Consider the following 25,420-nt stretch of genomic DNA (forward strand, 5'->3'; position numbering starts at 1 on the left):
GCTTTATCGTTTTATGACTTGTTTGTTGCCTTCTTTCAGGTCAAAATGCTTTAACCGTATTTCTTTTTCGCTACCGACGGTAAGGGATTTCAATTGGAGAGAACCGCTTATTACTTCGATTGTGATATCCTTGTCGCTGACGTCGATAGTTCCCCATGAATAGCCATTACTCCAAAAATAATTTCCCGGGCGTGCCGTAATTTTCATACTTTTATCAATGCCTGAATACTGAAAGTCGCTAAGTGCAATGATAGCAGACCAGCTTGCCATGGATCGAGCATAATGATGACCGCATTCCGGTTCGCTGAATGGATTACGTTTTGCCCCATCATGGCGGTCGCGGATGGACCGGATACAGGTGAGTGCTTCTTTTTCCATTCCTTCGTAAATCATACCTACGGCTGCACAGTATTCAAATCCTGTCATTACCTCAGCAAAATAAGGAAACGGTACTTCCAGACGGCCTTTGGGCCAGGATGCCATAAGTAGCCCGGATTCATTGCCCATCACATATGAACGCATATTGTTGAAATGACGGCTGAAATCTGATACGTAGTTGTATTTCATGATGCTGTTCATGGTGGTCTGAATATGATCTTTGTTTCCGAGATAACCCAGCCCGCATAAATGTGACATGTATTGGCCGACTAACTGGTCTACCAGACAGCCGGGGCCTAGCTGGAAAGATGGAATTTTGACATTCGGATTATTCATATCGAGGTATTCAAATGTCTCCGGATCGGTTATTTTGTGTTCATAATATTCGCCGTTGAATAAATTTTTGTCCATCCAGTTACTGCCTTGTTCGAATAAAGTTCGGCACTTTTGAGCGAAGCCTTTATCTTTCATCGCTATAGCCATTTTTTCCGCTGCTTTTAGTGCTCCCATATACCAGAAGCCCATTTGAGGGTTGGGACCAAAGTAATTCACGTCCATAGTGTTGTGTTGCGAACCCTCCATTACGCCATCCTGGTTGCCATCCCAACCCTTTTCAGTCCAAGCGTAAGAAAGTACTTTTTTGATCTGTCCCCAGTTATTTTTCAGGAAATCATTGTCTCCGGAAAGTTGCCATTCGCGGTATATCTTCATGATACAGCCCATTTGTCCATCGGCTGCGGCACTGTTTCCTTTATTTGCTTCATTTAGTGGGAGAGAGGCTCTGAAGTTCATCAGGCCGTTCTCTTTAGTTGCGTAATTGAACTCTACGTCACGCATTGTTTTTGCCAGTTCTCCGAATAGATAAGGAGTAGCTGTTTCATAGTTCCAGACATGCGTACAGGAACCGGCGCAGGAACCGAAACGATCCATTACGCCTTCCCAACCCATCATATGACCGCTGGGTAAACGGAATACGGTTTGCGACCGTAAGGTTGCCAGGTTGAATAATGCTGCTTCTTTTACAACATCCGGATAAGAAGTATTGAGTAAGGCGTTTACGAAAGATAAGGTTTTTTTCTCCAGTCCGGGAATTTGCGGAATGATTGTTTCTGCCGCTTTCCAGGCATCTGTATATTGACGGCTGTAATAATTTCCGACAACTGTGGAGGACCAGGCTTTCCGGTTTGGAAAATTCCAGGTGATATAGAATGTGAATGTTTCCGTGCTTTGCGGTTTTACTGTTTTTTTTACGGAGAGTGAGGCCATCGGGTCTTCATCTTCCTGTTTGTTTCGCTCGGTTAGCATACCGTCGGCACTGAAATCATCCCAGAAGTTCAGGATACCGTTATTCCAGTTGTCGGCTTTCGATGAAGTACGGTAGCTTACTCCACTGGTTGCCTGTGTCGTGAGAGCGACTGTTCCCCAGGCAGGATCATTTTTATCCACTCCGTCTGAATAGAGATAGATTCCTTTTATTCCTTTGTTTTCAACGTATTTGTTTTTATTGTCTTTTACACCGGTTGGGATATAGTCTCCTTTCCAGTCGGTACGGAATTTGCTTCCGTCTTTCCCTATAAAATTGCGCATGGAGCCACAAATAGCAATTTCCATCGGTTGACTGGTTGTATTGGTCACTTCATAGGAAAGTACGGCAACAGGTAATCCGCTTGCTTCTGCATCCCCCGGAATAAGCGGGTTGAATCCTTTTATCGTGACTTTCACCGGTAGGTCTTTGTCTGATAAATGTACTTGTCCAAACGGATAAGCAGCATCAAATGAAGCCTGTGCAAAGCGAGGTAAGCCATGATGATTTACCGGACGACCTTCATAATGGAGATATTCCTGAGGGTATAAAGGACCGGCCAGTAGAGTGGTGGTGGCTTCCTGATTTTGTGGCTTCGCATAGATTGCGAAGAACGGGGCATTGTTTCCGGTTGTTACCGTACTGTATTTCTTGGCAGGTACATTCATGATCTCCCAATCCCGGAGTTCTCCGCGACCACCCAGCGATACCGTTCCGGTTCCGATGCCTCCTAATGGAAGTGCAATCTGGTAAAGGTGTTCCTGGTCGTAGTTTTTCAGTACCGGCCATTCTTGTGGCTTCCATTCCTGAGATGCAATGGCTCCGGAAACGAGTGTACAAATTGTTAGTAATATTAATTTGTTCATATTTTAAAGTTAGTATAAAAAGCCGATCAGACTTTATTCGGATCGGCTTTTTCTTGTTAATATAATTACCAATTCGGATTTTGTCCTAAGTTAGGATTCTTATCTCTTGCTGACTGAGGAATCGGCCACAGGTAATGTTTACTTGCGTCAAAAGTACGGTTTTGTCCCAGGAATTGTTCTACGGAATAATCTCCAATAGGAGCCTTTTCATCCTTATTGATGCCGTACCCTGGTTCGTTTAGAACTTTTTCTGCTGTTTTCCAACGAAGAATATCAAAGTAACGTTTATGTTCCGCTACGAATTCGTGTCGTCTTTCTTCCCGTATCTTTTCTCTCATTGATACCTGGTTCCCTGTCAGTTGATCCACACCAGGCAAACCTGCTCGTCCGCGCACCTGATTGGCAGCCCATGCTATCTGTGGGTTTCCCGGATCATATTCATTTAATGCTTCTGCATAGATCAAGAGGACTTCTGCATACCGGTACAGGCTGAAATTAGTCCAGGAGGCATCGGGTTTCACCAGTTCCTGATCATTGTATTTCAGATACATATATCCTGTAATACCGCCTCCTTCATGATTTATTCTCTCGTTTTTATTGTAAGCCGGATGCGGCATATAAGGTTCGTATGAACCGTTCGGACGCAAGCATTCATAACCAGGCAGGAAGAATGTTTTCTTCAGTCGGGCATCTCGGTTTTCCCACGGGTTGTTCATGTCATATAAATCCGATTCAAAAATGGTTTTACCGTCTGTCATTTCGTAAGAATCGACCAACTGGCGGGTCGGACAGAAACTTGCCCATCCTTGTCCGGTAATTCCGGTTCCGGCCGGAGATGCTAAAATCGGTAACATGTGAGTGATTTCATCTTCCTTATATTGGTAAGCCAGAATAACTTCCTTATTGTTATTATTTGCTGCTGATTTAAAAATGCTTGCAAAGTCATCTTCCAAACTGTACAGGTTCATGTCGATCACTTTCTTTGCAGATTGGGCGGCTTCTTTCCATAACTCTGTGCCGTCCTGGTTGTGATGAAATTTTGCGTAACTAGCCATATCCAGGTACATATCGGCTTTCAATGTCAGAGCTGCTCCTTTGGTTATGCGTCCGATATCATCACCGGAATAGGTTTCCGGCAGATATTCGATTGCTTTATTAATGTTTTCCAATGCGTAGTCGAGTACCTCCTGTTTAGGCGAACGTGGCAATGCTGCTTCATCCAGGTCTATCGGCTTTTCTTTGATTAGCGGAATGTCGCCGAAGTGACGTGTCATACGGTAATAGCGTAATGCCAGGATAAACCGTGCTTCCCCTTCGAAACGTTTCTTTTTGCTCTCATCGATGTTCATACCTTCCAACCGTTCCAGGAAATAAAGGATTCTGCGGATATGGTCGTATTTCCACTCCTCGGAAAGGTAACCGGTAGCTGCGTTATGTGATCCCTGACAGATATATCCCAGCCCGCTTTCGCCCCAGGCATTGGTCATTAATGAGTTATCACTTTGGCAATCTCTCCAGAAATCACGGGAGTTGGGTAATAATGGGTATAATGCGTTTACACCTGCCAACGCATCAGCCTCTGTTTGCCAGAATGTATTTTCTGAGGCTTGGGAAAGAGGATCCCGGTCCAAAAAGTCCGAACAACTGCCGAATGTAAGGGCAGAAGCCAATATCAATGCTATACTATATTGTTTCATAACTTATTAAAATTGAAGATTAAAACCAAATGAGAATGTTCTTGCCAGCGGATACCATCCACCTTCCGGGTCGAAACCGTCATAGCCTGTGATCGTAGCTAAATTCTGGCCGGACAGATATACTCTCAAATATTTAATATTAACACGTTCCAACACACTTTGGGGGACAGTATAACCGACCTGTACGTTTTGAATTTTCAGGTAATCGGCTGTACGTAACCAGAAACTATTATATCGTGAATCATAATCATTGGATGTGTTTGTCAGTGTCAATCGTGGATAAGAGGCATCCGGATTACTTTCGCTCCATGCATCCAGGTGCATAGGGCGTGCATTGTCTGTCAGATAGAAAGCCCATCCTTCGTATCCTTGCAGATACTTTTTCGTATTCAGTTTTCCATACATATTCAGGGAGAAATCGAAATCTTTGTATCCGAAAGACAGGTTCATACCGAAGTTCAGAGGGATTTTCCGGTTCAGCACTACGCGGTCTTCCCCGTCGATAATGTTATCGCCGTTTTGATCTTTATATTTGATATTACCGGGTAGAACATTTCCCTGGTTCGGAGAATTGGCAATCTCTTCTTCGCTCTGGAACAGGCCGATCGCTTCGTAACCGAACGGTAGCTGATAACGGTCGTTCAGATAGGTTACCGTATTATTTTCAATCCATCTTTCAGAATCTCCCATTTCCAGCACCTTGTTTTTGGAATAACTGAGGTTGACGTCGATGCCCCAATGGAAATCACCGTTCCCATCCTGATAACCTGCCATGATATCCATACCCTGATTCTTCATTTTCAGCAAGTTTGAGTAAGGAGCATTTAAGCCGAATTCGCTTGGAACGGGTGGTCTGTACAAGATGTTATCTCTCATGTTTATAAAATAGTCGGCAGACAATTTGATCCGTTGGTCAAACAATCCGAAATCCAAACCGATATTGGTATATTTGGATTCTTCCCATGTGATGTTCTGGTTGACGGCGATGTTATTGTATGCACCCCCTACCAGTTTATCATTGAAGGCATAAATCTTTGGATCATAAGATAATATCTGAGCTGTCGGATAGTAACCTACTTTTTCGGCATCTCCCAGGACACCCCATGATGCTCTTATTTTCAATTCGGATAGCCAATTGTTCGTTTCAATCATAAATGATTCACGGTGTAAATTCCAACCAGCCGAGAAAGACGGGAATACCCCCCATCGGTGGTTTTTGGCAAAACGGGAAGAACCGTCCGCACGTAAACTAGCTTCGAACAAATACTTTCCTTGATAATCATAATTCAATCGACCGAACCAGGATTGAACCGCCACGTCATTGGCGTATTCGTTTCCGTCACCGTCTGCACTACCATTTTGTTTATTGCTGCTACCGGTGTTTAATACGTCAACATTGTCGAACGGCATGTTATCCCGGGATGCCCAGAAACCGTCGGATTTATAATATTCCTGCGAGTAACCGGCTAACACTTTAAAGTTATGATCGGATGCAATTTTAAAAGAATAGTCGGTTGTAAACTGCAACTGTGTACGGAAATTGTATGTATTCGTTTCTTTTAGAGAAGATACCCGGTTTTCCGTTTTTGCGATATTGCCTTCTTCGTCGTATAAGTAATATGTACTTACACGGTTTTTGGTAGTCGTATTATGGGAATAAGTAGCTATATTTCCTTTAATATTCCAGTCTTTCAGAGGAGAATAGGTCACATCGAAGATCGCCATCATTTCTTTATGTCTTTCTTTGGAATAGCCAGATTCGTTTACTCCCGCAATCGGGTTGCCTCCCATTGCCCCACCGGCAGCGTATGAACCGTCGGAATTCCTGATCGGAGTGATCGGAGAGATTCGGGCAGCCTGTGATTGCCATCCTGTAGTACCTCCATTCGGATTTTTGATATTTGTCTGTGTATATTGCAGGCTGGCATGTGCTTCCAGGTTCTTCAATATCTGAAAACGCATATCCGGTTTGAATATCAGACGATTGTAATTATTATTCGGTAAGTTTCCATCCTGATAGTCGTTGGATATGGAGAAACGGTAAGCAATCGATCTCTCTTTACCTGACAACGCCAGATGCGTATTATTGATAATGGTATTTTTCTTATAAATTTCTTTGTACCATTTATTATCTACATACTTACCGGCTCTCAGGTCCTGGATGCCCTGTTCTCCGTAAATAGCATCCTTTCCATCGTTGATCATTGCCTGGTCGTATAGACGCATGAAATCTTCTGATCCGATAAAGTCCAGCTTAAACTGTGGATTTTGTATACCGATATTACTGGAGAACTCCACAGTCGGACGCTCTGTTGCTTTGGCCGTTTTGGTAGTCACCAAAACAACACCATTGGCAGCGCGTGAACCGTAGATAGCAGCAGAAGCAGCATCTTTCAATACGGATACACTTTCTATATCATTGGGATTCAATGTATAGATATTACCCGGCATACCATCGATGAGAACCAGAACGCCGGAACTGTTACCGATAGTGGAAGTACCACGTATGTTGATGCTTGCACCGGAACCGGCTGCACCGCTTCCTTTCGATACGACCATACCCGGTACCGAACCGGCCAGCAATTCCTGTACGTTGGTAACAGGACGGGATTTAAGGACCTCATCTGTTTTAACGGTACCGATTGATCCGGTCAGGTTCACTTTCTTTTGTGTACCGAACCCGACCACAACCACCTCGTCGATAGCCTGGGTATCCTCCTTCAGAATGATTTTCAAACTGGTTTGTTTTCCGGCTTTGATTTCTTGTGAAGTATAACCGATGTATGAAATAACGATAATATCATTATCAGATATATTTTCCAGGCTGAAATTGCCATCTACATCTGTGATCGTCCCGTTCGTAGTACCTTTGACAGATACATTAGCACCGATCACAGGCTCTCCGTTATTGTCTTTAACCGTACCTTTAATTTTCCTGTTTAACTGTTGGTTATCATTAACGGCATCGGAATGATTCTTTTTAGATAACAAAATGTATTTGTTGGTAAATTCGTAACTGATATCTGTACCTTCGAAAGCGTTTTTCAGGTATGAGATCACTTTTCCTGATTTCTCCTGAACACGTATTGTCCGTTCCGTATCAACTTCCCGGTTGCGAAATACTACCAGATAGTCTGTTTGTTTCTCTATTTGATTGATGAGTTGCCCGATGGATATCACATTTGTTTCCAGTTTCATAATGGCATTCTGTGCTTCTGTATTTGTTGCCATCAGTTGAAAAATACAGACGAATAGCATAAATAGCGATACTCTCATGATTCTAAAATATTCTTTAAAGTGTTGATCATGTACAATAAAGAGTGGTAACAAAGTTTTTATTTTCATATCTTTGCTAATAATTAAGTGAATACTAAAAATTTTTGACTTGATGTGTTTACTTGATTGTCAACGGCGGATGTTACAGCATCTGCCGTTTTTGCTTTTAAAAGTGTTTCTTCATAGGCATACTAATTTTAAAGATTATACATGTTATCTGCTTAATGTGAAGATATTCTTTTCTTCATCTTTGCGGATTTTGAATTTGTGTATTTTCTGTATCATGTGTAAAATTTGATCGATGCCATCACGTTGACGGAATTTCCCGGTGTATTCCCAGTTGTATATGGATTGATCTTTTACAATGATCTTTACGTCATAATAGAGTTCGAGTTTCTTCAATATGTCGATAAGCGGTTCGTTGATAAAGCTATATATCCCGTCTCTCCATAAGAAATAATCTGCATGGGGCAGGGAGCCTATTTTCATTTGGTTTCCCTTTATTGTCACTTGTTCATCCGGTTTGAGGATAACTCCTTTGGATTCGGCATGAGGAAAATATACTTTTAACCCTCCTTCAAGCAGGCTTGTTTGAATTGTCTCTTTCCCCGGATAACTGTGGACATTGAATTTTGTGCCCAGGACCTTCATTTCTACTCCCTGTGAAGATACGATAAACGGTTTTTCCGGGTTTTTAGCGACATCGAAAAAGGCTTCACCTTCCACGGTTACTCGTCTTTCTTTTCCAGAGAATAAAGCCGGATAAGTTAATTTTGTTTGTGAATTCAGCCAGACTTCAGTTCCATCCTGCAAAGTCAGTTTTACACGTTGACCGGCCGGTACATACAGGGTATTCTCAATGTCTGCTACAGACTGTTGTATATCATAGTGACTGGTGGTGAACCAGTAGGTAGACAAAACCAGTAATGTGATGGCTGCTGCATAACTGGCAGTATGTAATATGATTTTGCGTATCTTTTTTGTTCGGATGATTTTGTTGAACAGTATATATCCCTGTCTGTTTTCCTCTTTATTATCAGACTGGTCGGAAAGAGTTAGCAGGGCATGCATGTTTTTATATTCAATGAATTGTTTTTTCAACTCACTGTTAGTTTCCACCTGTCTTAAAAACTGCAGTCTTTCTGTAGTATTAAGTTCTCCCTGGAAATATTTTATTATTTGTTCATTCATAATTTTGTCCTTGTATATAGTAAACACCTAAGCATGAAAAATCCGCTAAACGGGAAAATATTTTTTTCTGATTTCTTAAAGACAAAGAATAAATAGTAGTATCGGAAAGTAATCTTTAAGTTCGATTCTGAGTTTTTTATAAGCAATGCCCATTTGAGTTTCAATGGTGTTAATAGAGATATTCAATTCCTGGGCTATTTCTTTTTGTTTTTTACCTTCGATTTTACTCATAATGAATATTGTCCGGCATTTTTCAGAAAGGGTGTCTAATGCACGGGAAATAATTTTTTCTATATCCTGGTCAGAAAAAAGGTTATTATCGAATGCTTCTAATGAATCTAAATTCATTCGTAGGGAAATGGTGTATTCTTCCTGTAGTTTACTGGCTGTTTCTTGTACGACTAATTTGTGACGAAGATGATTTAGGCATTTGTTTTTTATGGTAGTGAATAAATAGGCAATGAGATTCATATGCATATTGAGCATTTCTTTGTTTTCCCAAAGTTCAACGAAGACATCCTGCACAATATTTTCGGCATCTTCCTCTGAGATAACGTATTCTTTGGCAAAATACTTCATCTTTGAGAAATATGAGAGATAGATGTCTTCAAATCTGGTCTCTTCTCTTTGCTCAGGGAATGCCTTTATTTTCATAGGTTAATAACTTTGTTCTAGAAGAACTACTATGTTTATTCAAATGCAAATATAAGTTATTTATGAGATAAGTACCTAATTATGTGGAACAATTCATTTAGTTCCTCAAATTGTATAAAAAGGATGTTTACGTTGTAAGTATGAGTATGTATCTTAATAATCAGTGTGTTGATTTTGTAATAATGATATAGTTCTTCTAGAACTAAGTCAGTTTTAGTATTTCAAAAGCTTTTCCTTCCTTTTTGTTGAATAAAGAAAACCTGTTTCCAGAGTCAATTTGTTTGAATATTGACCTGATGCGTTGCCCATCCAGATTTCGATAGTTCTGAGAAGCTGTTTTGATTTCATTGTTTTGCTTCATTTATAGAAAAAGGTGAAACCTTCAGAGAAAAAGCTTACGTTTTTTTCAGAATGGGTAGGCAGCCATTTCAAATAAGTGCCGCAGTGATTTTTCATAACCGCGGCAACTACTGCAAATGACTGTAGTTGGTATCTAAAATGGCTCCTACAAGCGAGATCCATATATTTATCTTTCAGCCTTCAGTTATTTCAAGGTGTTGATTTATAAAGTGTTATCCTGAAATGATAATAAAACGTGTCATTGAGGTAAAATATGTACTGTAGCGTCCTGAATTTAGTTGTCAGATTGTATTTCTGCCAACTATTTTCATCCTTCAGGATTATGATCTGATTATCAAAGGGAGGAAGCTCCTGAAAGCTGAAACGTGTATAATGAATAGATAGTTATGTATGTGACGTTACATAGTTATCTATATGCAATTACATAGTGACTAAAATCCAGCCTATAGGGAAACAACTGCTACCTTCAAGGGAATAAGCAGGCAGGATATAGAGAAGCGGCAGCTGCCCTTTAGGGAAAAAACAGGTACATTTCCGGGGAATAAAGTCTGCTTGACCAGGGGTCACCGCCACTTTCATACCAATTTCTAACAAATAAAGCAATAAGTTATTCATAAACGGCAGTATAAAAAAACTCCGGCTCATACTTTTGTTATAATAAGTATGAACCGGAAAATGTGTGGATTGGAAAAGTAGTCGTTATTTATTCATGTTTACGTAATCCTGTTTCAACTTTTTCCATCTGTCTCCTAAACTTTGAATCGTGACAATATTAGGTTTTTTACCTTTGCCGGCCTCGTAAATAAAAGGGCCTTCATAGCCTGATTCTACTAAAGCTGAGAGTAACTCTGTCCAGTCAATAACTCCTTCTCCTGGTAACCAATGTCGTTCGTTTTTACGGTCGTAGTCAGACATGTGGGTATTTTGGATCTTTCCTTTTGTATTTTTCACAAAAGTGACCTGGGGTTCAATTAACAGGTGATTCACATCGAAGCATATTGCTGTATTATCAATGCCGTTAATGATCTCCAGTAACTCGGTGGATGTATTTCCCAGGCATGTTCTGGGAAGATTTTCAACCAATAAAGGAATATTCAGTTCCTTTGCTTTAGCAGCCAGTTCTTGTAGAGACTTCTTACTGGCTACTATCCTTGTTGCACGTTCCTCATTGGAAATAGGCTCTGCACTGGGATGAATGACAAACTTTTCAGGTGCAACGATTTTTGCACTTAATATCATATCATTCATATTCAGTTCTACCGCTCTTTGTCTTAAAGTATCGTTCGTTTGCGAAATATCGTAAGGACCGCCAAATGGCAAATGAACAGACCATATCACGATTCCGGCCTTATCTGCCCGATTTTTGACTTTTATGGCCCATTCTTCCATCTCCTCCTGCGTTTTTTTAGCAGAATAAGGCCAGTCTATTTCCAGATACGGCAGATCGTTTTTGGCGAGTGCATCCATCTCTTCCTGCGTCATTTCAATAAATACGTCATCGTTGGCCGAACCTGCTTTCCAGTAGTCTAGTGGAGATGACTTTTTTTGACTGCAGCTCATCGTGAGAAAGGCTGTGGCAGCAATTATCAAATGTATCTTTTTCATTGTTTATCAGAATATTAATCAGTTGAGAATAATTGTCCATTGTTGGGAGCGTGTACCGCTGGCAGAAGTGACGGTAAACGTCTTCGTCTTTGAAGACCAGTCACTGTATCCATCTAATGCCGGTGAAATGTTAGCTCCTGAAGAAAGCCCGCAAGTGAGGAAAATACTGGATAGATCCGTTCCTGTTTTCACAGAAATGGTTACAGTTCCTTTCTCTGTATCGATAATCGGATTTTCTGAGATGATATTTCCTTTGTTTCTATCATAAGCATTCACTAATAATATTTCTGTTTTATCGAAGTTAGGTGCATCCGGGATTTCTGTTTTTTCGCATGCGGAAAGGACAAAACAGGTTATAATGGCTATTATATATTTTAATTTGTTCATAATGATACATATTTATGTTAGACAATTGCTTAGTAACCAGTATTTTGTTTGATGGCACTCACTCTGATAATCTCCTCATAAGGAATAGGATGGAGATAAAGGCGATCGTCCCAACTTCTGGTGTCGACTGTCTCAACAGTAAATTCAGTTGGTGAAACGAATTTGAGTCCATGAAGTTTACCTTGTGTCTGTGCACCGATTCTCCATCGGCGAACATCGTAGAATCGATGATCCTCAAAGGCAAGTTCCAGACGGCGTTCTTTCCGGATCAGCTGACGGAGTTTTTCCTGATTTGTTTCTGTATAGGCAGGTAACCCGACGCGTGCCCGAATTTCGTTTACGGCTTTTAAGGCACCTTGTATGTCATTAGTCTCTACACGGGCTTCTGCTTCATTCAAAATAACTTCGGCGTAACGGATCATGATCCAGTTCGTACTATGATCTTTGCCCGAAGCACCTGCATATGGATAATTATAATTGTCATAATCGATCCATTTCCATACGTTATAACCGGTTTGTGAAGCATCGCCTTTGTCGGGGGTATCCATTAAGTAATGATCTACCGTAACGGGGCCTTTATCTCCTTTGAAAAATATTTCCGATCCGTGGAAGACTATATTAGCGTAAAATCTTGGTTCTCGGTTTTCATATATTTTGGAGGTATTGACATCAAACACTTCTCCGTTATCTTTTTGTGAGAATGCGGGAGCAGGTGTTCCGTCTTTCAATTCAAACTCGTCTACCAAATCCTGTGTCGGTCCGATGCCGCCCCAACCTCTGTCTCCATAGGGATTATTTATATAGCAAACCAGATTGAAAACCATCATATTATTATATACGTCCGGGCTTTTGAATTGTAGGTCGAATATGATTTCCTTATTATCCTTATTCGTTATCCACCAGATGGAACGATAATCTTCGGGTGTTGTGCCGGGTATCAATTCATAATCCAGTTGTCTGACAGCTTCGCAACTCTTAATGGCATCGGCATATCGTTTGTCATATAGTTCTGCTCTCGATTTTAAAGCCAGGGCTGCACCTTTAGTTGCTCTTCCCTTGTCTTTGCCGCTCCACGTGTTCGGAAGTAGTTCGATCGCTTTATTCAGGTCGGCAATGATAAAGTCATAACTTTCTTTTTCTGAGCTACGTGGAATTTTCCAGTTATCTTCCATCGTAAGTACTTTATCAAGAAGTACTACTCCGCCATACCGTTTAACAAGGTCGAAGTAAAACATGGCCCGCAGGAAATGGACTTGTCCTGTCAATACATTTTTTTCATCTTCTTCAATACTAGACTCTCCTATTCTTTCGAGAAAACGGTTACACTTACGGATTTTCTCGTAGTGATCGTTCCAGATGTTATCGTTCGGATCGGTGGCACTCACCAGATTATAATTAAACAAGTAAGTACTGGCACGAAACTTATCTCTTTGAGCCGAAACGGAGTTGTCTGTTCTGTTTTCTTGCTCCAGACGTGTGTCCAAATAGATTATTGAATATAGATTATTTACATAATAATCGACTAATATCGGGTCTGCCCAGAATGCATCATCTCCAATCTCATCCAAAGGAGTTTTATCCAATATGCTGTTACAGCCATACGACAGGAATGCCAGCAGGAATAAAAGTGATAATTTTATATTTTTCATACTGTGGTAATTTTATTATTAGAAGGTAATATTTACTCCAAGTGTATAATTCTTCATCTGAGGATATGCCGAACCATCCATACCGGCATCTGTTGCGTTGTCGGTACGTAACTCAGGGTCCATGTATTTGATGGCAGAGATTGTAAACAGGTTCTGTGCACTGGCAAACAGTCTCAATCCCTGGATCATAGCTACATTCTTCAGGAGATACTTTTTGAAGTCATATCCTATTTCAATGTTTTTCAGGCGCAGGTAAGAACCGTCTCGTTGCCAGAAAGATGAAGTATAGTTGTTATTGGGATTGCCGCCATAATACAGGCGTGGAAACTCTGCATCTCTATTCTCCGGTGTCCAGGTATTGTTTATATGATGTTCGAACAACGTACTACCTTTACCTTCTGAATAGGGATGTGCCAGAAATCCGGTGTAACCATAAGTTGTAAGCCCTGCTCCCTGAAAGAATAACTGGATATCAAAACCTTTGTATTCACCGTTCAGATTTAGACCGAATACCAGTTCGGGGAATTTGCTTCTTCCGATAGCCACCTTATCTTCTGCATCAATAATACCATCACCGTTCTGGTCTTTGTATTTGATATCTCCTGCTTTTGCTTTACCGAATTGTGGTTGCGGAGAGTTATCTGCTTCTTCGTCGGACTGGAATAATCCTAAAGCCTCATAACCGAATTGCTGGTTCATCGGACGTCCTGTTATTCTTGTGTTAGGGTTATTTTTCTGTCCGGCGGGTTCCAGCAGGTCTATAACCTTATTTCTGGCCCATGTCAGGTTTCCTGTTACCGAGTAATTGAATTCGCCTACCGTATTTCGGTGAGAAAGATTCATGTCAATCCCGCGGTTATCAACCGTACCTACATTGGCTGCCGGTAGTTTGTAGCCTAAGATTCCCGGCATATCAGTACGTTCACGTAAGATGTCGCGGGTAATTTTATAGAAATAGTCGGCTTCCAATGTCAGCTTACTGTTGAAGAAGGAAGCATCCACACCCACATTGAACATTTCTGAAGTTTCCCAGGTAATGTTGGGGTTCGGGAATCTGTTTTCCGTATATCCTATGGCAATTTCGGGCGACTGACCGCCGAACACAGCATTATCTCCGGTTCCATAAGCAGACATATATCTGAATCGCCCGATATTGTCTGTGCCGGCTTTACCCCACGATGTTCTTATCTTCAGGTTGTTGACAATGTGTTCTACCGGTTCCATAAAAGGTTCCGATGATATTCTCCAGGCTGCAGATACGGATGGGAAGAAACCATATCGTTTGGCTTTAGGAAATTTCTCTGAACCGTCTATACGTCCGTTTGCTTCGAGCATATACTTTTCTTTATAGTTATAGGTCAGACGGAACACGGATCCAACTTTTGCATCTTCCTTGGCCTTGCCGCTGTTGTCTTTATCTTTGTCGGGTCCCGCAAATAGTTGATGGATAGATGATATTTGATATTTATACCGGGCAGCCCAGAAGTCATCTCCCTGTCCCTGTGATGTCGTGAATACGAATAAGGCACCTAACTGGTGATCTTTTGCAATCGTTTTGTTATAACTGGCTTGTGCCTCAAAGGTATAAGACTGGTTTTGTTCAAATGATTCTTTCAGGTCGGCTCCTTCTTTGTTAGGCGAGCTACCGTCGTATTCACCCAGTATCTTGTTCCAGATATAGAAATTGACGGGGCTTGTCCATGTTTTTGTTTTGTCGAAGTCCTTGTCGTAGGCGAAGATACCTTTTACATTTAATCCTTCTACACCGGGTATTTTTAAGTCAAGAACAAAGCGTGTGTTCAGGATGCTTTTCCTGTCATGGCTATAACCGCCGTCTGTAACCAATCCGATCGGGTTGTATCCTAACGACACCTTTCCCAGTTTGCCGTCAGGGAACCGCCCCGGGTCTGTCTGTGGATTACGATACATATTAGAGAAGATAAAAGAGGTACTTTCTGCAATTGTATTTCTATCTTCCTGTCTGTATGCCATGTCTGCCGATAAGGTAAGCCATTTGTCAATGATATTGGCGTCTATATTGGCACGGATATTATAACGTTTGAAATCAGTAGAAGGTGTATTAGTACGTGTATCTCCATATAGGGCGTCCTGATTTACAAAACCGAATCCTACGAAATATTTCACGCTCGAATTTCCACCGCTGGCTGTCAGGCTGTGTTGTTGTTGCCATGCTCTGGGCAGCAGGACTTCTTTGGTCCAGTTGGTGTTCGGGTATCCGTAAGGATCTGAGCCGTCTCTGAACTTTTGCAATTCGTCTTCCGTATATACACCATACATACCCGGATCATTGCCCATGCTCATTTCTTTGTTGCGCCATGCATCATTCATAAGGCGTGCATGATCGTAAGAACTGGCTATTTTCGGCATGCGCGTCGGGACTCCAAAGCCACCTTTGAAGCTATAATTGACAGATGTTTTTCCGGTATTCCCGCGTTTGGTGGTAATCAGGATAACCCCGTTGGCTCCGCGTGCACCGTAAGGAGCAACAGCAGATGCATCTTTCAGGACCGTCATACTTTCTATCTCGCTGGGGTCGAGCTGACTCATGCTACGTCCGACTATTCCGTCCACAACGATCAGCGGATCTGACGACGTAGGAGAACTTGAACCGCGGATAATGATTTTAGGATTCTCATAACCCGCTTCACCACTACTTTGTTGTACCAGCAAACCACTGACACGTCCGCCCAGCGAAGATGATAAGTTGGTAGAAGGCAATGACTCCAGGCTCTTCACCTTTACAGTAGAAGCGGATGCTGTTACCGTCTGCTTTTTCTGGACACCGTATCCTACTACTACGACCTCTTCGATCTTTTGCGTATCCTCAAGCAGTTTGATCGAAAAAGAACTCTTATTTCCTACAGCTATTTCTTGGGTAAGATAACCGATATATGATATCTGCAATAAAGAGTTTTCAGGTATGCTTAAAGAGAAGTTACCATCTACATCGGTAATTGTTCCGATAGTGGTTCCTTTTACAGATACGTTTGCTCCGATAATTGCTTCACCGTTCTCGTCGGTAATTATGCCGTTAACTGTTTTTTCTTTTTGCTGTGAAGCCTGAACCTCTGCTTTTGATTCTTTCTTCATCAGCATAATGTTGCTGCCCTCCATTGCATAGACGATATCGGTATTACTGAACGTCTTGTTTAGGATCTCTGCTACCGTTTTGTTGTCTGCATTGATCGTTACTGTTTGATTCAGGTCAACTTCATTTTTATTATATACAAACAGATACTCTGTCTGTTTCTCTATTTCCCGGATAAGATCTTTTGTAGAGATACTATTGGCAACAATGGAAACTCTCGCAGTCTGTGAGGAGGCTTCCGTTGCAAATAGTCCGGAAACAAATACAAAGAGGCACATAAAGGCTAGTTTCATAATACGAAATATGTGTTTAAATTGTGGTTTAAGCGGGACAAAAGAGCCCCTGTACAAAATATTTTTCATACTTTTGTAAACTGTGTTAGTTAATACTTAGATATTTAAGGAAAGAAGTCGGGTATTGACTTACTCTTGGCCGGAAAGTGTTGGAGCACTTTCCGGTTTTTGTTTGTTCATGTCTTTTATCTCATAGGCTAACTGTTTTTGTGATTAATTATTTAATGATTATCAGATTCAAGTCATTGTCTTTCGTATAGGTAAACTTATTCTTTAATTGAAGAACTTTCAATACATGCTCTACACCGTCTTTGGTACGGAATTTTCCAGAGTAACGGTTCCTGAGCAATTCCTTGTTTTGTACATCAATCTTTACATCATAGTATAATTCAAGTTTTTCTATCATTTTACCTACAGGTTCATCATAGAAGCATATTAGTCCTTCTTTCCATAAGAAATAAGTGTCGTGTTCTATTATTCCTTTTTTCAGCTTACCGTTTTCTATATAAGTACGGGTGTTGGGCTCCAACCTGACGGTGGTGTGGGTGTCTGACGACGAAACTTCGACAGAGCCTTTTAGCAAAGAAGTTTCAAAGTTAGAAGAAGCGGAATATGCTGTGACATTGAATTCTGTTCCTAATACCCTGATATCATATTTCTCGGTTTTTACGGTAAAAGGCTTTTCTGCATCTTTAGCAACATCGAAATAACCTTCTCCGTCCAATATGACGTTGCGGCTGTCGGCTGTAAATCTGTCGGGGAAACTAAAAGTAGTCTTTGCATTTAGCCAGACCTTTGTTCCGTCTGTCAGTGTCAGCTCGGCCCGTTGTCCAGGCGGAACAAAAATTGTTTGCATATTAGCCGGGTCTGTTGTTTCCTCATTTATAATAAATGAGTACACGACGGTAAAAGCGATGAAGAAAATGGCAGCTATTTTAGATAATTCAATGGCTATAGTCCGTAATGTCCATTGCTTCTTGTCTGTCACTTTGTTTTCCTGAATAGTGGAATTCGCTTCCTGCTGCCAGATAGATATATCATATAGTTTACGCAGGGCAAGAAACTCTTTCATGTTTTTCTTGTCGGTATCCAACCAGCGGGCAACCTCTTCTTTTTCTTCCGGAGTTGCATCACCTGCGATATATTTATTTAATAATTCCTGGTTCATTCCTTTACTTTTGTGGGGATGTGTTTCATGCCCCGTTATTATTAAAACGATTCATTGAGTGATAACCCTAGTGGAGTATGAGAAATTATTGGAAAAAAAAGTAGAAATAGAAGAGCGGCAGGTAATCCTTCAGATTTTCACGCAGAGGCTTTAAAGCCTTTGTGATATGATACTCAACGCCTTTAACTGTAAGTTGGAGTTCTTCGGCTATTTCTTTATTTGTTTTGTTTTCGAAGCGGCTCATTTCAAAGACACGCCGGGTCTGTTCTGGCAGAAGAGCTAAAGTTGCTGTGACAATCTGCTGCACTTCGGTAGAGAATATGTCTTCGGGATTACATGCTTCCAACGTAGAGATGCGGATATCCAGTTCCCTTTGTCTCATATCCGTCAAGGTGCGAAGTGCTTCTGTTTTGACAGCTTCATGTTTCAGGTGGTCGAGCGATTTGTTTTTTAATGTCGTCAATAGCAAGGCTTCAATATGTTCTATCTCCTTTTCCTTCAATATTTCCCATAATTTAATCAGGACGTCCGATACAATATCTTCGGCAATACATTCGTCATGTACATAGGATTTAGTGAACAGAAAGGATTTTCTGTAGAATTTAGTATATAAAGTGTTGAAGTTATGTATTTCAGTCCCGATCATTTATTTCCGTTGTATTCACAATAGTCATTGGAAAACAAAAGTAGGGAAAATATGGAAAATATAATTCTATTTGATGAAATAATACGTATTGAATTTTTGAGGAAAAGAAAATAGTAGCATAATGAAACCGGCCCCGGCAAGGTTTATAGTCAAATAAAAGAGTGTTGTCGGCGATAAGTTGAGAGGGAATATGCGCCCTGTTGAGTGCAGGACGCGGTATTCGGGGCCGGCTTCATTACTACTATTTTAGTATTAATTAAATGTATACGTAACTCTCACGAGTTAGTTCGTTCAATCTTTTTCAGAAAGGATCGGCCGCTGCCGTATCCCGGATGGTTGTTTCGGTGTAGTGGCCGGTGGCAAGAAGCATGGAACAACTTGCCACGGCGTTTACACTTATAGAATCCTGTCGGAAGGTTGTTTTTTAGGCCTCTTAACCGGATGTCGGGGTTGTGAGGGAGACTGCTTTCCTTCCTTGGCGGTAACTGTATTTCTTCTTGCAATGCCGGACTGTCTGCTCTATCAGACGAATCGTCCGTACATCCGGGCACCAGTGCATCGACATCGCAACAAAATACAGTTACCCAGTGATTCTAAACCATAACCAAAACATAAAATAAAACTTACATAATGCTGCTTGTAGCATCTTCACCGTTACCCTGTATCCAGTCGGTAACGGATACCTCTTTCAATGTAAGAGCCTCTCCGCTGAGAGTTAATTTGTAGAGGTATTTATGTCCTTTTTCCCACATCGTCTGTGCAGGCATCTTGTACTTATATGAATTCCCGTTGATTGTGAAAAGAGCTTCGATGTCTCCTTCCGCTATGGGGGCCGTTGTCGGAATCACCCTGATCTGTTGGGTTTTGCAATATTCCTTACCTAATGTAACCGGTTCCGGCAAATTCAGACGGGTCGAGGTGCTGCAACCGGCTATTTTAGTGATTCGTCCGTTTCTGATGTCCATCATGCCTTTGCATATCAGGGCGCTTCCTCCGGCTTTATTTCCTATCTGTATGGCACTTAGCTGATAGCTTTCATTTTCTCCTTCCGGCAGATTCACCTGGAAAGAAATGAGCGACAGCGCATGTTCCATATTCAGCAAGACCACCGGGGAGATGCTGTTTACTATTTTTTGGCCGAGAGCGTGTGTGCCATACATATAGTCGCGGGTTTGAGTGGCATCGGGCGACAGCTTCACAGGAATGCTTGCTGTTCCGAGCTTCATCTGCGACTGATATGGATAATAGGCATACACGGTGGCCGGGTCAAAATTAAGTGTGACTTCCGGCGTTTGCCGCCAGGAGATTTTATTACTAATTAAATTTGCTTCTGCTTTTACATTTATATAATCACTATCCTCGTCATAAAGTCCGCCGTCGCTTTCGCGTGTAATCAGCAGTCCTATTTCCGAACCTTCTTTGAATTCCTGTACGAAATTCGCCGATTTAGTAGTTAAAATACGTGTAATAATTCTTAATGGCTTTTCTTTCGCGCTAATACTCTCAATGGCTGAGAAATTGCTCTCGTGCGAACAACCAGCCAAACCCGAAATCAGTGTAATTAATAGTAATAAATTTCTCATACTTTTATGCTATTTTTGTATCAAATTTCATATTGCAAATATCCGGCAGTTTGGGGAAAGAGAGGGATCATACGGTATAAAACCACGATGAAATGGTATAAAAACGCATGGTGCAAATAATCCAGAGGCGTCAAATTGTCTAAATAGAGTGCAAATCAACTAATTGAGGGACCAAATTGTTTATACTAAAACGAGGGGAAAGAATATGCTGGACAAAATACAGTTTTTATTGAGTATGCAAATAATAGGCCTGTGCGTATTAGGAGGCATTATGATGCTATTGAGGTCATTTGGTAACCGAGCACGACTTATTTTGGCATGGAGTATGATTATGTGGGCTTTGATGGCTGTAATCAGAATTTCCGTTAATTCTTATGTGGATGAAGCAAAGGAAGCGTTCCATCCCGACGTTCTTATTGCAAGCTGTTTTGTGACAGCCTGCCTTGCTAGTTATGTGATTGAAAAGCTACGTCCCGGTTTCCTTACTTTAAGGCGTTTTTCGGTTTTTCTTTCGCCTGTTATAGTAGGTGGTTTATCGTATCTTACTTATCGGTTATCGGGTGGGGAGATCCATGTTTTTTATTCGATAAAAGATGTTTTTACGCATTTTAATCTGGATGTATTTCTGCGGCTATTGGTCTTGGCGCTTACTCTTTTTTATATGATTGTGCCGATATATCTGGTTATAAAATATGCCGATGAATATACAGCTTATTTAAGTGAAAATGTGTCGGACCCTGAAAACTATGACCTGGAGTGGTTGAGGCGGACAATGATCGTGTTGTCTATCCTGTATTTCCTTTATGTTATTTTGTTGCTGACCGACCGGACGATTCTTTATGTCGTTATTAAGTCTGTTATGCTGGTAGTATGGTTTTATTTCTTCTATAAAGCTTTATTCCTTAAAAATATCCGGCTTGAGCATTCCTTTAAGAACGGGTGGGATCTTCCTTCGAATGATGAGGAAGAGGATGATGATGACGAGGAACAGCGGGGTGCCCTTTTCAAACGTTATGCAGAAGAGGTGAATACTTGGTTCGAGCGGGAGAAACCTTATCTGAATGATGACCTCCGGTTAACTGATCTTCAACGGGTGTTCCCAATCAGTCGTTCTTATCTTTCGCAATTGTTTAATAAGGAATTGGGAATGTCGTTCTCCGATTATGTAAACCAGTTCCGGGTGGAGGAAAGTAAACGTCTGATGGATGCCGAGCCGCTTGCCAGTATCCAGGAGATTGCCGAACGTTCCGGTTTTCATTCCATGAGTACATTCCGCCGTGCCTTTATTAAGCAGACAGGGATTGTTCCTTCCGAGTACAAGAGGGGATAGGTTGTATTATCGGTTTTACTATATAATGGTCTGAGAGAAGTATCATATATTATGATATTATAGTCGCATATATTATGAAAATGTTGTATCATAATATATGATATTTTGTTATCGTAATATATGAAATAAATATGTTGTAATGTACGGAACTATTTTCTACTTTTACGTCCTATTAAAAAATACGCTTACCATGAATAACACAACTACTACTGCCCGTCCGCATATCGTCTGGCTGGACGCACTTCGCTTCGTTGCTATCCTGATGGTGATTGCCTGCCATTGTACGGACCCTTTTAATGCCTCTCCGGAGTCGCGTGCCAATCCTGATTTCAATTTCTGGGGATCAGCTTATGGATCAATGCTGAGGGCTTGTGTGCCTCTGTTTGTGATGATGACAGGTTTCTTGTTGCTTCCGGTGAAGCAGGAGGCTTCGGTCTTTTATAAGAAACGTATTCCGCGTGTCTTTTTTCCTTTCCTGATCTGGTCAGTGCTGTTTAATCTGGCTCCATGGTTTATCCAATGGGTAGGAGGGAGTCCGGAACTGGTGACAGACTTTTTTCCTTACGCACCCAATCCTTCAGCTTCTTTGGCCGACGGGTTTAAAGATGTAGCTATGATACCGCTCAATTTTACCGTTTACGCAACGCCGATGTGGTATATTTATGCTTTAATCGGATTGTATCTTTATATGCCTGTCTTTTCTGCCTGGGTGGAAAAAGCATCCGAAAAGGGTAAACGCTGGTTCTTATATATTTGGGGAGCTTCGTTGTTTATTCCTTATCTGATGGAGTTTGTTTCTCATTATCTTTTCGGAACTTGTTCATGGAATGCTTATGGCCTGTTCTATTATTTTGCCGGTTTTAACGGGTATTTATTGCTCGGGCATTATTTAGGGAAAGGAAATGACTGGTCGGTCGGCAAAACACTGGCTGTTGTTGTTCCTTTGTTCCTGATAGGCTATCTGGCCACTTTCATTGGGTTCAGATATATGACATCGGACCCGAATGTGAGTGAGGAAGGGATGGAACTGTTCTTTACTTATTGCTCTCCGAATGCGATGTTGATGACGGCGGCCATATTCCTTCTGATGCAAAAGGTCCGTATTACTTCTCCTTTGATTTGCCGGGCGTTGGCTAATCTGACGAAACTGGGGTTCGGCGTTTATTGCGTACATTATTTCTTTGTAGGGCCTTCTTATTTACTGACGCTTTGGCTGGGTATTCCTATTCCGGCAATCGTTCCGGTATCGGCTGTCTTTACGCTGGCAGCGACCTGGCTGTTTGTCTATTTATTGAGCAAACTGCCTTACTCCAAATACATTATCGGGTAAGGCGCTTCAACGCTCCGGCCGGTCTTTTGTGCAAATGATGTTAAAAGCCGGTCCGGGGAGTATATCGTATCTATATAACCACTACTTTTGTGTTATAAAACATATTTATAGAATATGTTTAGGCAAAGAGATCGTTTTAAATAATTAGTATTGCGCTATGAAAAAGTTAGCAAGAAAGTGTCTCAGCTACCTGGAAGTTTTGGGTAGATATGCGATGCAAAAGTATGGAATAGAATAAAATGAAGTTTTTCAGTGTTGGGGATATCCGGAAGGGTGTCCCTTTTTTATGGCTGATAATAGCCATAAGGTATTAACTCTTCTCTGTTTTTTATCTCTTTCAGGTAACAATCGTCGAGCAGAGTGATTCGGTTCGCTATTTTGTGTACTTCCCTGAAATTGTGGTCTGTCAGAATGATTCCGTGGTTTTGGGCGCTTTCGGTCATCAGTTTGCGTATCTGTTCGGCAACAACGGGCGAGACGCCGCTGAAAGGTTCGTCCAGCAGGATATAAGGGGCCGGACTGAAAAGGGTGGTTTTGATTTCCAGGTAACGTTGTTCTCCGGTTGATATTTCACAGATACGGGAGGTCCGGATGCGAAATAGTATTGGGTCTGCGAAAAAGCGTTTCCTGTCTTCCGGAGCGATACAAAGTTCTGCTATCCGTGACACTTTCAGATGTGAGGGAAAGGAGGGATGCTGTGGCAGATAGGCAAGCAGTCCGGAGCGGAAAGCCGGCCCTTTTATGACTTTTCCGTCGATGCGGATAAACTTCCGGTCGGCTTTCAAGGTGCCGAAGATGATATTTAGCAAGGTTGATTTGCCTGTCCCGTTTCGTCCGAAAAGGGCAATAATATCTCCCCGGCAACATTTCAGGTAGACGTCTGCCAGTATGGTCCGTTCGCCGAACGATTTAAGTATGCTGTCTATTTCAAGGCCTGTGTACATAGCTCGATGATTTGATTCAGTAGATTACAGCAGATGAACATGACGATAAACGTAACGATCCAGAGTTGATACTTGCCGATTCCCTGATTATAATAGAAAAAATATTCTTCTTTGCGTGTCAGTTCCTTGTAGATATAGTCGAATCCCAGTCCGACCGTAGGAATGAGTTGTAGCCATAGTCCGATAGAGTCGATTATGCTAACATAGAATCGAAGTGCGCTAAAAGAGGCAAACAGAAAACCGATCAGGACACTGAATTTTAATGTACTGAGGAAGAATGTCCGGTAAAACCGGTATTGTGTTTTCCATCTTTGCAGGCTATCCATAACTGATCGGTTTTAAGAGGATAACTGATTTTCCGCTAAGATATTCAAATCCGGGGGAATTGAGGTGGGATTCTTTTTAATAAAGTATAAAAGGGGATGAATAAGATCTTTTAATTCACACCTCAATGTAGGTTTCATTGTCTGTTTGGTTCCGCATAAACCACATAATTGGAATATCCTGTATTATCATCCAGCAGCAATAAAACAATATTGACACGTTCTGTCACCCAAATGGCAACAGGGTAAGCACTAGGATATACCTTTTGTTCGGAGAACAGTTCGTCATACAGTTGCCACATCTTATCTCTATTATCTTCATATGTGGGGACTGAATAGAGTTTGCAGAAATAGTCGTAAAGTTGGTAGCTTTGAGTCATGTTGCCGTTAAAAACCCTTACTTCAGTATATGGGACAGTGCCGCAAAGGCCGTATGTGGTCATCAAATTAGGGCCACTTTTAAGTACATCTGCATAAGTACTCCATGCTGATGAGTTTTTAGTAATGTCTTTCCAGTTGTATTCCAGAAAATCCTTCTCATCGGTAATGGTGACGGCGAGTTGATGACGGAAGATAACCTTGTTGTCTTTCCATGCAGTCAGGTTAGTTTTATATTCACCGGGATATTTAAAACAGTGCCCCCATTCCAAAGTCAGACGGTTACCTACCCCTTCGTGTTCAAACACTCTGAAACTGTTGTTTATCTCATCTACTGTCCAAACAATAGAATCGCATACAACAGAAAGACTATTGGAATTAATTGACTTCGAATCTTCATTATAGAGATAAAAATTCATCGTATCGAAAATGTTCCCTTTCGGTTGTTTTACGGCAAGACGGGGCATCGGGTATTCTGTCACTTTCACCTTTATTGTGGCTGATTCTCCCGTTTCATGGTCGGTGACGACAAGATCTGTTTCACCTTTCTGTTTACCCTTAATTTCTATTTTAGCCTTATAGTCGTCAAGCTCCCAAATATAAGCGGCATCAATAAGCTCCGGGTTTTCAACATTCAACGTAGTGTTTTCATGAGCAGTCAGATCAATGGAAATACTGTATCCCTGTATTACTTCGCACGAGTTTTGAGAAAGCTCCAAATAGTATTCCTGTTTATCATCTTCACTACAACTTGTAAAACCCATTGTGAACAGGAACAAAAGCATTCCAAATAGACTTTTTATTTTCATATATTTCTTGTTATATATTCTTATATTCTGCCAAAGATACGAAAAGTATTCACTAATCTCCGCTTTTTGTTTAATAGCCAATAAGATTCATGATTTTTCAAGCCTTTTCTCCTTTATCTCTGTGGCAAAGAGAATAAATCT

General features: G+C 41.2%; 18 protein-coding genes. 2 read left to right on the plus strand and 16 right to left on the minus strand.

Features of this window, described 5'->3' with window-relative positions; genetic code table 11:
• Positions 1-3: 3 nt before the first annotated feature.
• The 13 genes from C825_RS01930 to C825_RS01990 all read right to left on the minus strand — a co-directional run bounded on the left by C825_RS01930 (position 4) and on the right by C825_RS01990 (position 20,165).
• Positions 4-2,547: a GH116 family glycosyl-hydrolase gene (locus tag C825_RS01930; RefSeq protein ID WP_010801192.1), complete on the minus strand. Its 2,544-nt coding sequence runs from the start codon at positions 2,545-2,547 to the stop codon at positions 4-6.
• 65 nt (positions 2,548-2,612) lie between these two features.
• Complete coding sequence (locus C825_RS01935) at positions 2,613-4,244, minus strand: RagB/SusD family nutrient uptake outer membrane protein (protein ID WP_010801193.1); 1,632 nt, start codon at positions 4,242-4,244, stop codon at positions 2,613-2,615.
• Positions 4,245-4,250: 6 nt separating this feature from the next.
• Positions 4,251-7,475, minus strand: a complete 3,225-nt coding sequence (locus C825_RS01940; RefSeq protein ID WP_228100053.1) for a SusC/RagA family TonB-linked outer membrane protein — start codon at positions 7,473-7,475, stop codon at positions 4,251-4,253.
• Positions 7,476-7,733: 258 nt separating this feature from the next.
• Positions 7,734-8,711: a FecR family protein gene (locus tag C825_RS01945; protein ID WP_010801196.1), complete on the minus strand. Its 978-nt coding sequence runs from the start codon at positions 8,709-8,711 to the stop codon at positions 7,734-7,736.
• A 75-nt stretch (positions 8,712-8,786) separates the two neighbouring features.
• On the minus strand, positions 8,787-9,365 hold the full coding sequence (locus C825_RS01950; protein ID WP_010801197.1) for an RNA polymerase sigma-70 factor: 579 nt from the start codon (positions 9,363-9,365) through the stop codon (positions 8,787-8,789).
• 780 nt (positions 9,366-10,145) lie between these two features.
• Positions 10,146-10,340 (minus strand): hypothetical protein, encoded by a 195-nt coding sequence (locus C825_RS01955; protein WP_129697212.1) that lies wholly within the window; start codon positions 10,338-10,340, stop codon positions 10,146-10,148.
• An 84-nt stretch (positions 10,341-10,424) separates the two neighbouring features.
• Entirely contained in the window at positions 10,425-11,285 is an 861-nt protein-coding gene (locus C825_RS01960; protein WP_157310087.1) for a sugar phosphate isomerase/epimerase family protein, read from the minus strand.
• A 63-nt stretch (positions 11,286-11,348) separates the two neighbouring features.
• Entirely contained in the window at positions 11,349-11,717 is a 369-nt protein-coding gene (locus tag C825_RS01965) for an SGBP N-terminal domain-containing protein (protein ID WP_010801201.1), read from the minus strand.
• Between the two features lie 29 nt (positions 11,718-11,746).
• Positions 11,747-13,366, minus strand: coding sequence for a RagB/SusD family nutrient uptake outer membrane protein (locus tag C825_RS01970; protein ID WP_010801202.1), 1,620 nt, complete (start codon positions 13,364-13,366; stop codon positions 11,747-11,749).
• Positions 13,367-13,384: 18 nt separating this feature from the next.
• Positions 13,385-16,837: a TonB-dependent receptor gene (locus C825_RS01975; RefSeq protein WP_044215039.1), complete on the minus strand. Its 3,453-nt coding sequence runs from the start codon at positions 16,835-16,837 to the stop codon at positions 13,385-13,387.
• A 148-nt stretch (positions 16,838-16,985) separates the two neighbouring features.
• A complete protein-coding gene (locus C825_RS01980; RefSeq protein ID WP_010801204.1) occupies positions 16,986-17,936 on the minus strand; it encodes a FecR domain-containing protein in 951 nt (316 codons plus the stop codon).
• Between the two features lie 85 nt (positions 17,937-18,021).
• On the minus strand, positions 18,022-18,582 hold the full coding sequence (locus tag C825_RS01985; RefSeq protein ID WP_010801205.1) for an RNA polymerase sigma-70 factor: 561 nt from the start codon (positions 18,580-18,582) through the stop codon (positions 18,022-18,024).
• A 623-nt stretch (positions 18,583-19,205) separates the two neighbouring features.
• Positions 19,206-20,165 carry a fimbrillin family protein gene (locus C825_RS01990; protein ID WP_010801206.1) on the minus strand — a complete coding sequence of 320 codons (960 nt, stop codon included), beginning with the start codon at positions 20,163-20,165 and terminating at the stop codon, positions 19,206-19,208.
• A 205-nt stretch (positions 20,166-20,370) separates the two neighbouring features.
• Here C825_RS01990 and C825_RS01995 point away from each other — a divergent pair, with 205 nt between their 5' ends.
• A complete protein-coding gene (locus C825_RS01995; RefSeq protein ID WP_010801207.1) occupies positions 20,371-21,495 on the plus strand; it encodes an AraC family transcriptional regulator in 1,125 nt (374 codons plus the stop codon).
• A 190-nt stretch (positions 21,496-21,685) separates the two neighbouring features.
• Positions 21,686-22,825 carry an acyltransferase gene (locus tag C825_RS02000; RefSeq protein WP_044215037.1) on the plus strand — a complete coding sequence of 380 codons (1,140 nt, stop codon included), beginning with the start codon at positions 21,686-21,688 and terminating at the stop codon, positions 22,823-22,825.
• Between the two features lie 284 nt (positions 22,826-23,109).
• Here the strand turns inward: C825_RS02000 and C825_RS02005 are convergent, their stop codons facing one another.
• From C825_RS02005 to C825_RS02015, 3 genes are all read right to left on the minus strand, one after another.
• A complete protein-coding gene (locus tag C825_RS02005) occupies positions 23,110-23,769 on the minus strand; it encodes an ATP-binding cassette domain-containing protein (protein WP_010801209.1) in 660 nt (219 codons plus the stop codon).
• Entirely contained in the window at positions 23,748-24,095 is a 348-nt protein-coding gene (locus C825_RS02010) for a hypothetical protein (protein ID WP_010801210.1), read from the minus strand. The genes C825_RS02005 and C825_RS02010 overlap by 22 nt, the downstream gene beginning before the upstream one ends.
• Before the next feature lie 134 nt (positions 24,096-24,229).
• Positions 24,230-25,279 carry a hypothetical protein gene (locus C825_RS02015; protein ID WP_044215111.1) on the minus strand — a complete coding sequence of 350 codons (1,050 nt, stop codon included), beginning with the start codon at positions 25,277-25,279 and terminating at the stop codon, positions 24,230-24,232.
• Positions 25,280-25,420: the final 141 nt, after the last annotated feature.

Source organism: Parabacteroides sp. ASF519 (assembly GCF_000364265.2).
Taxonomy (GTDB): domain Bacteria; phylum Bacteroidota; class Bacteroidia; order Bacteroidales; family Tannerellaceae; genus Parabacteroides; species Parabacteroides goldsteinii.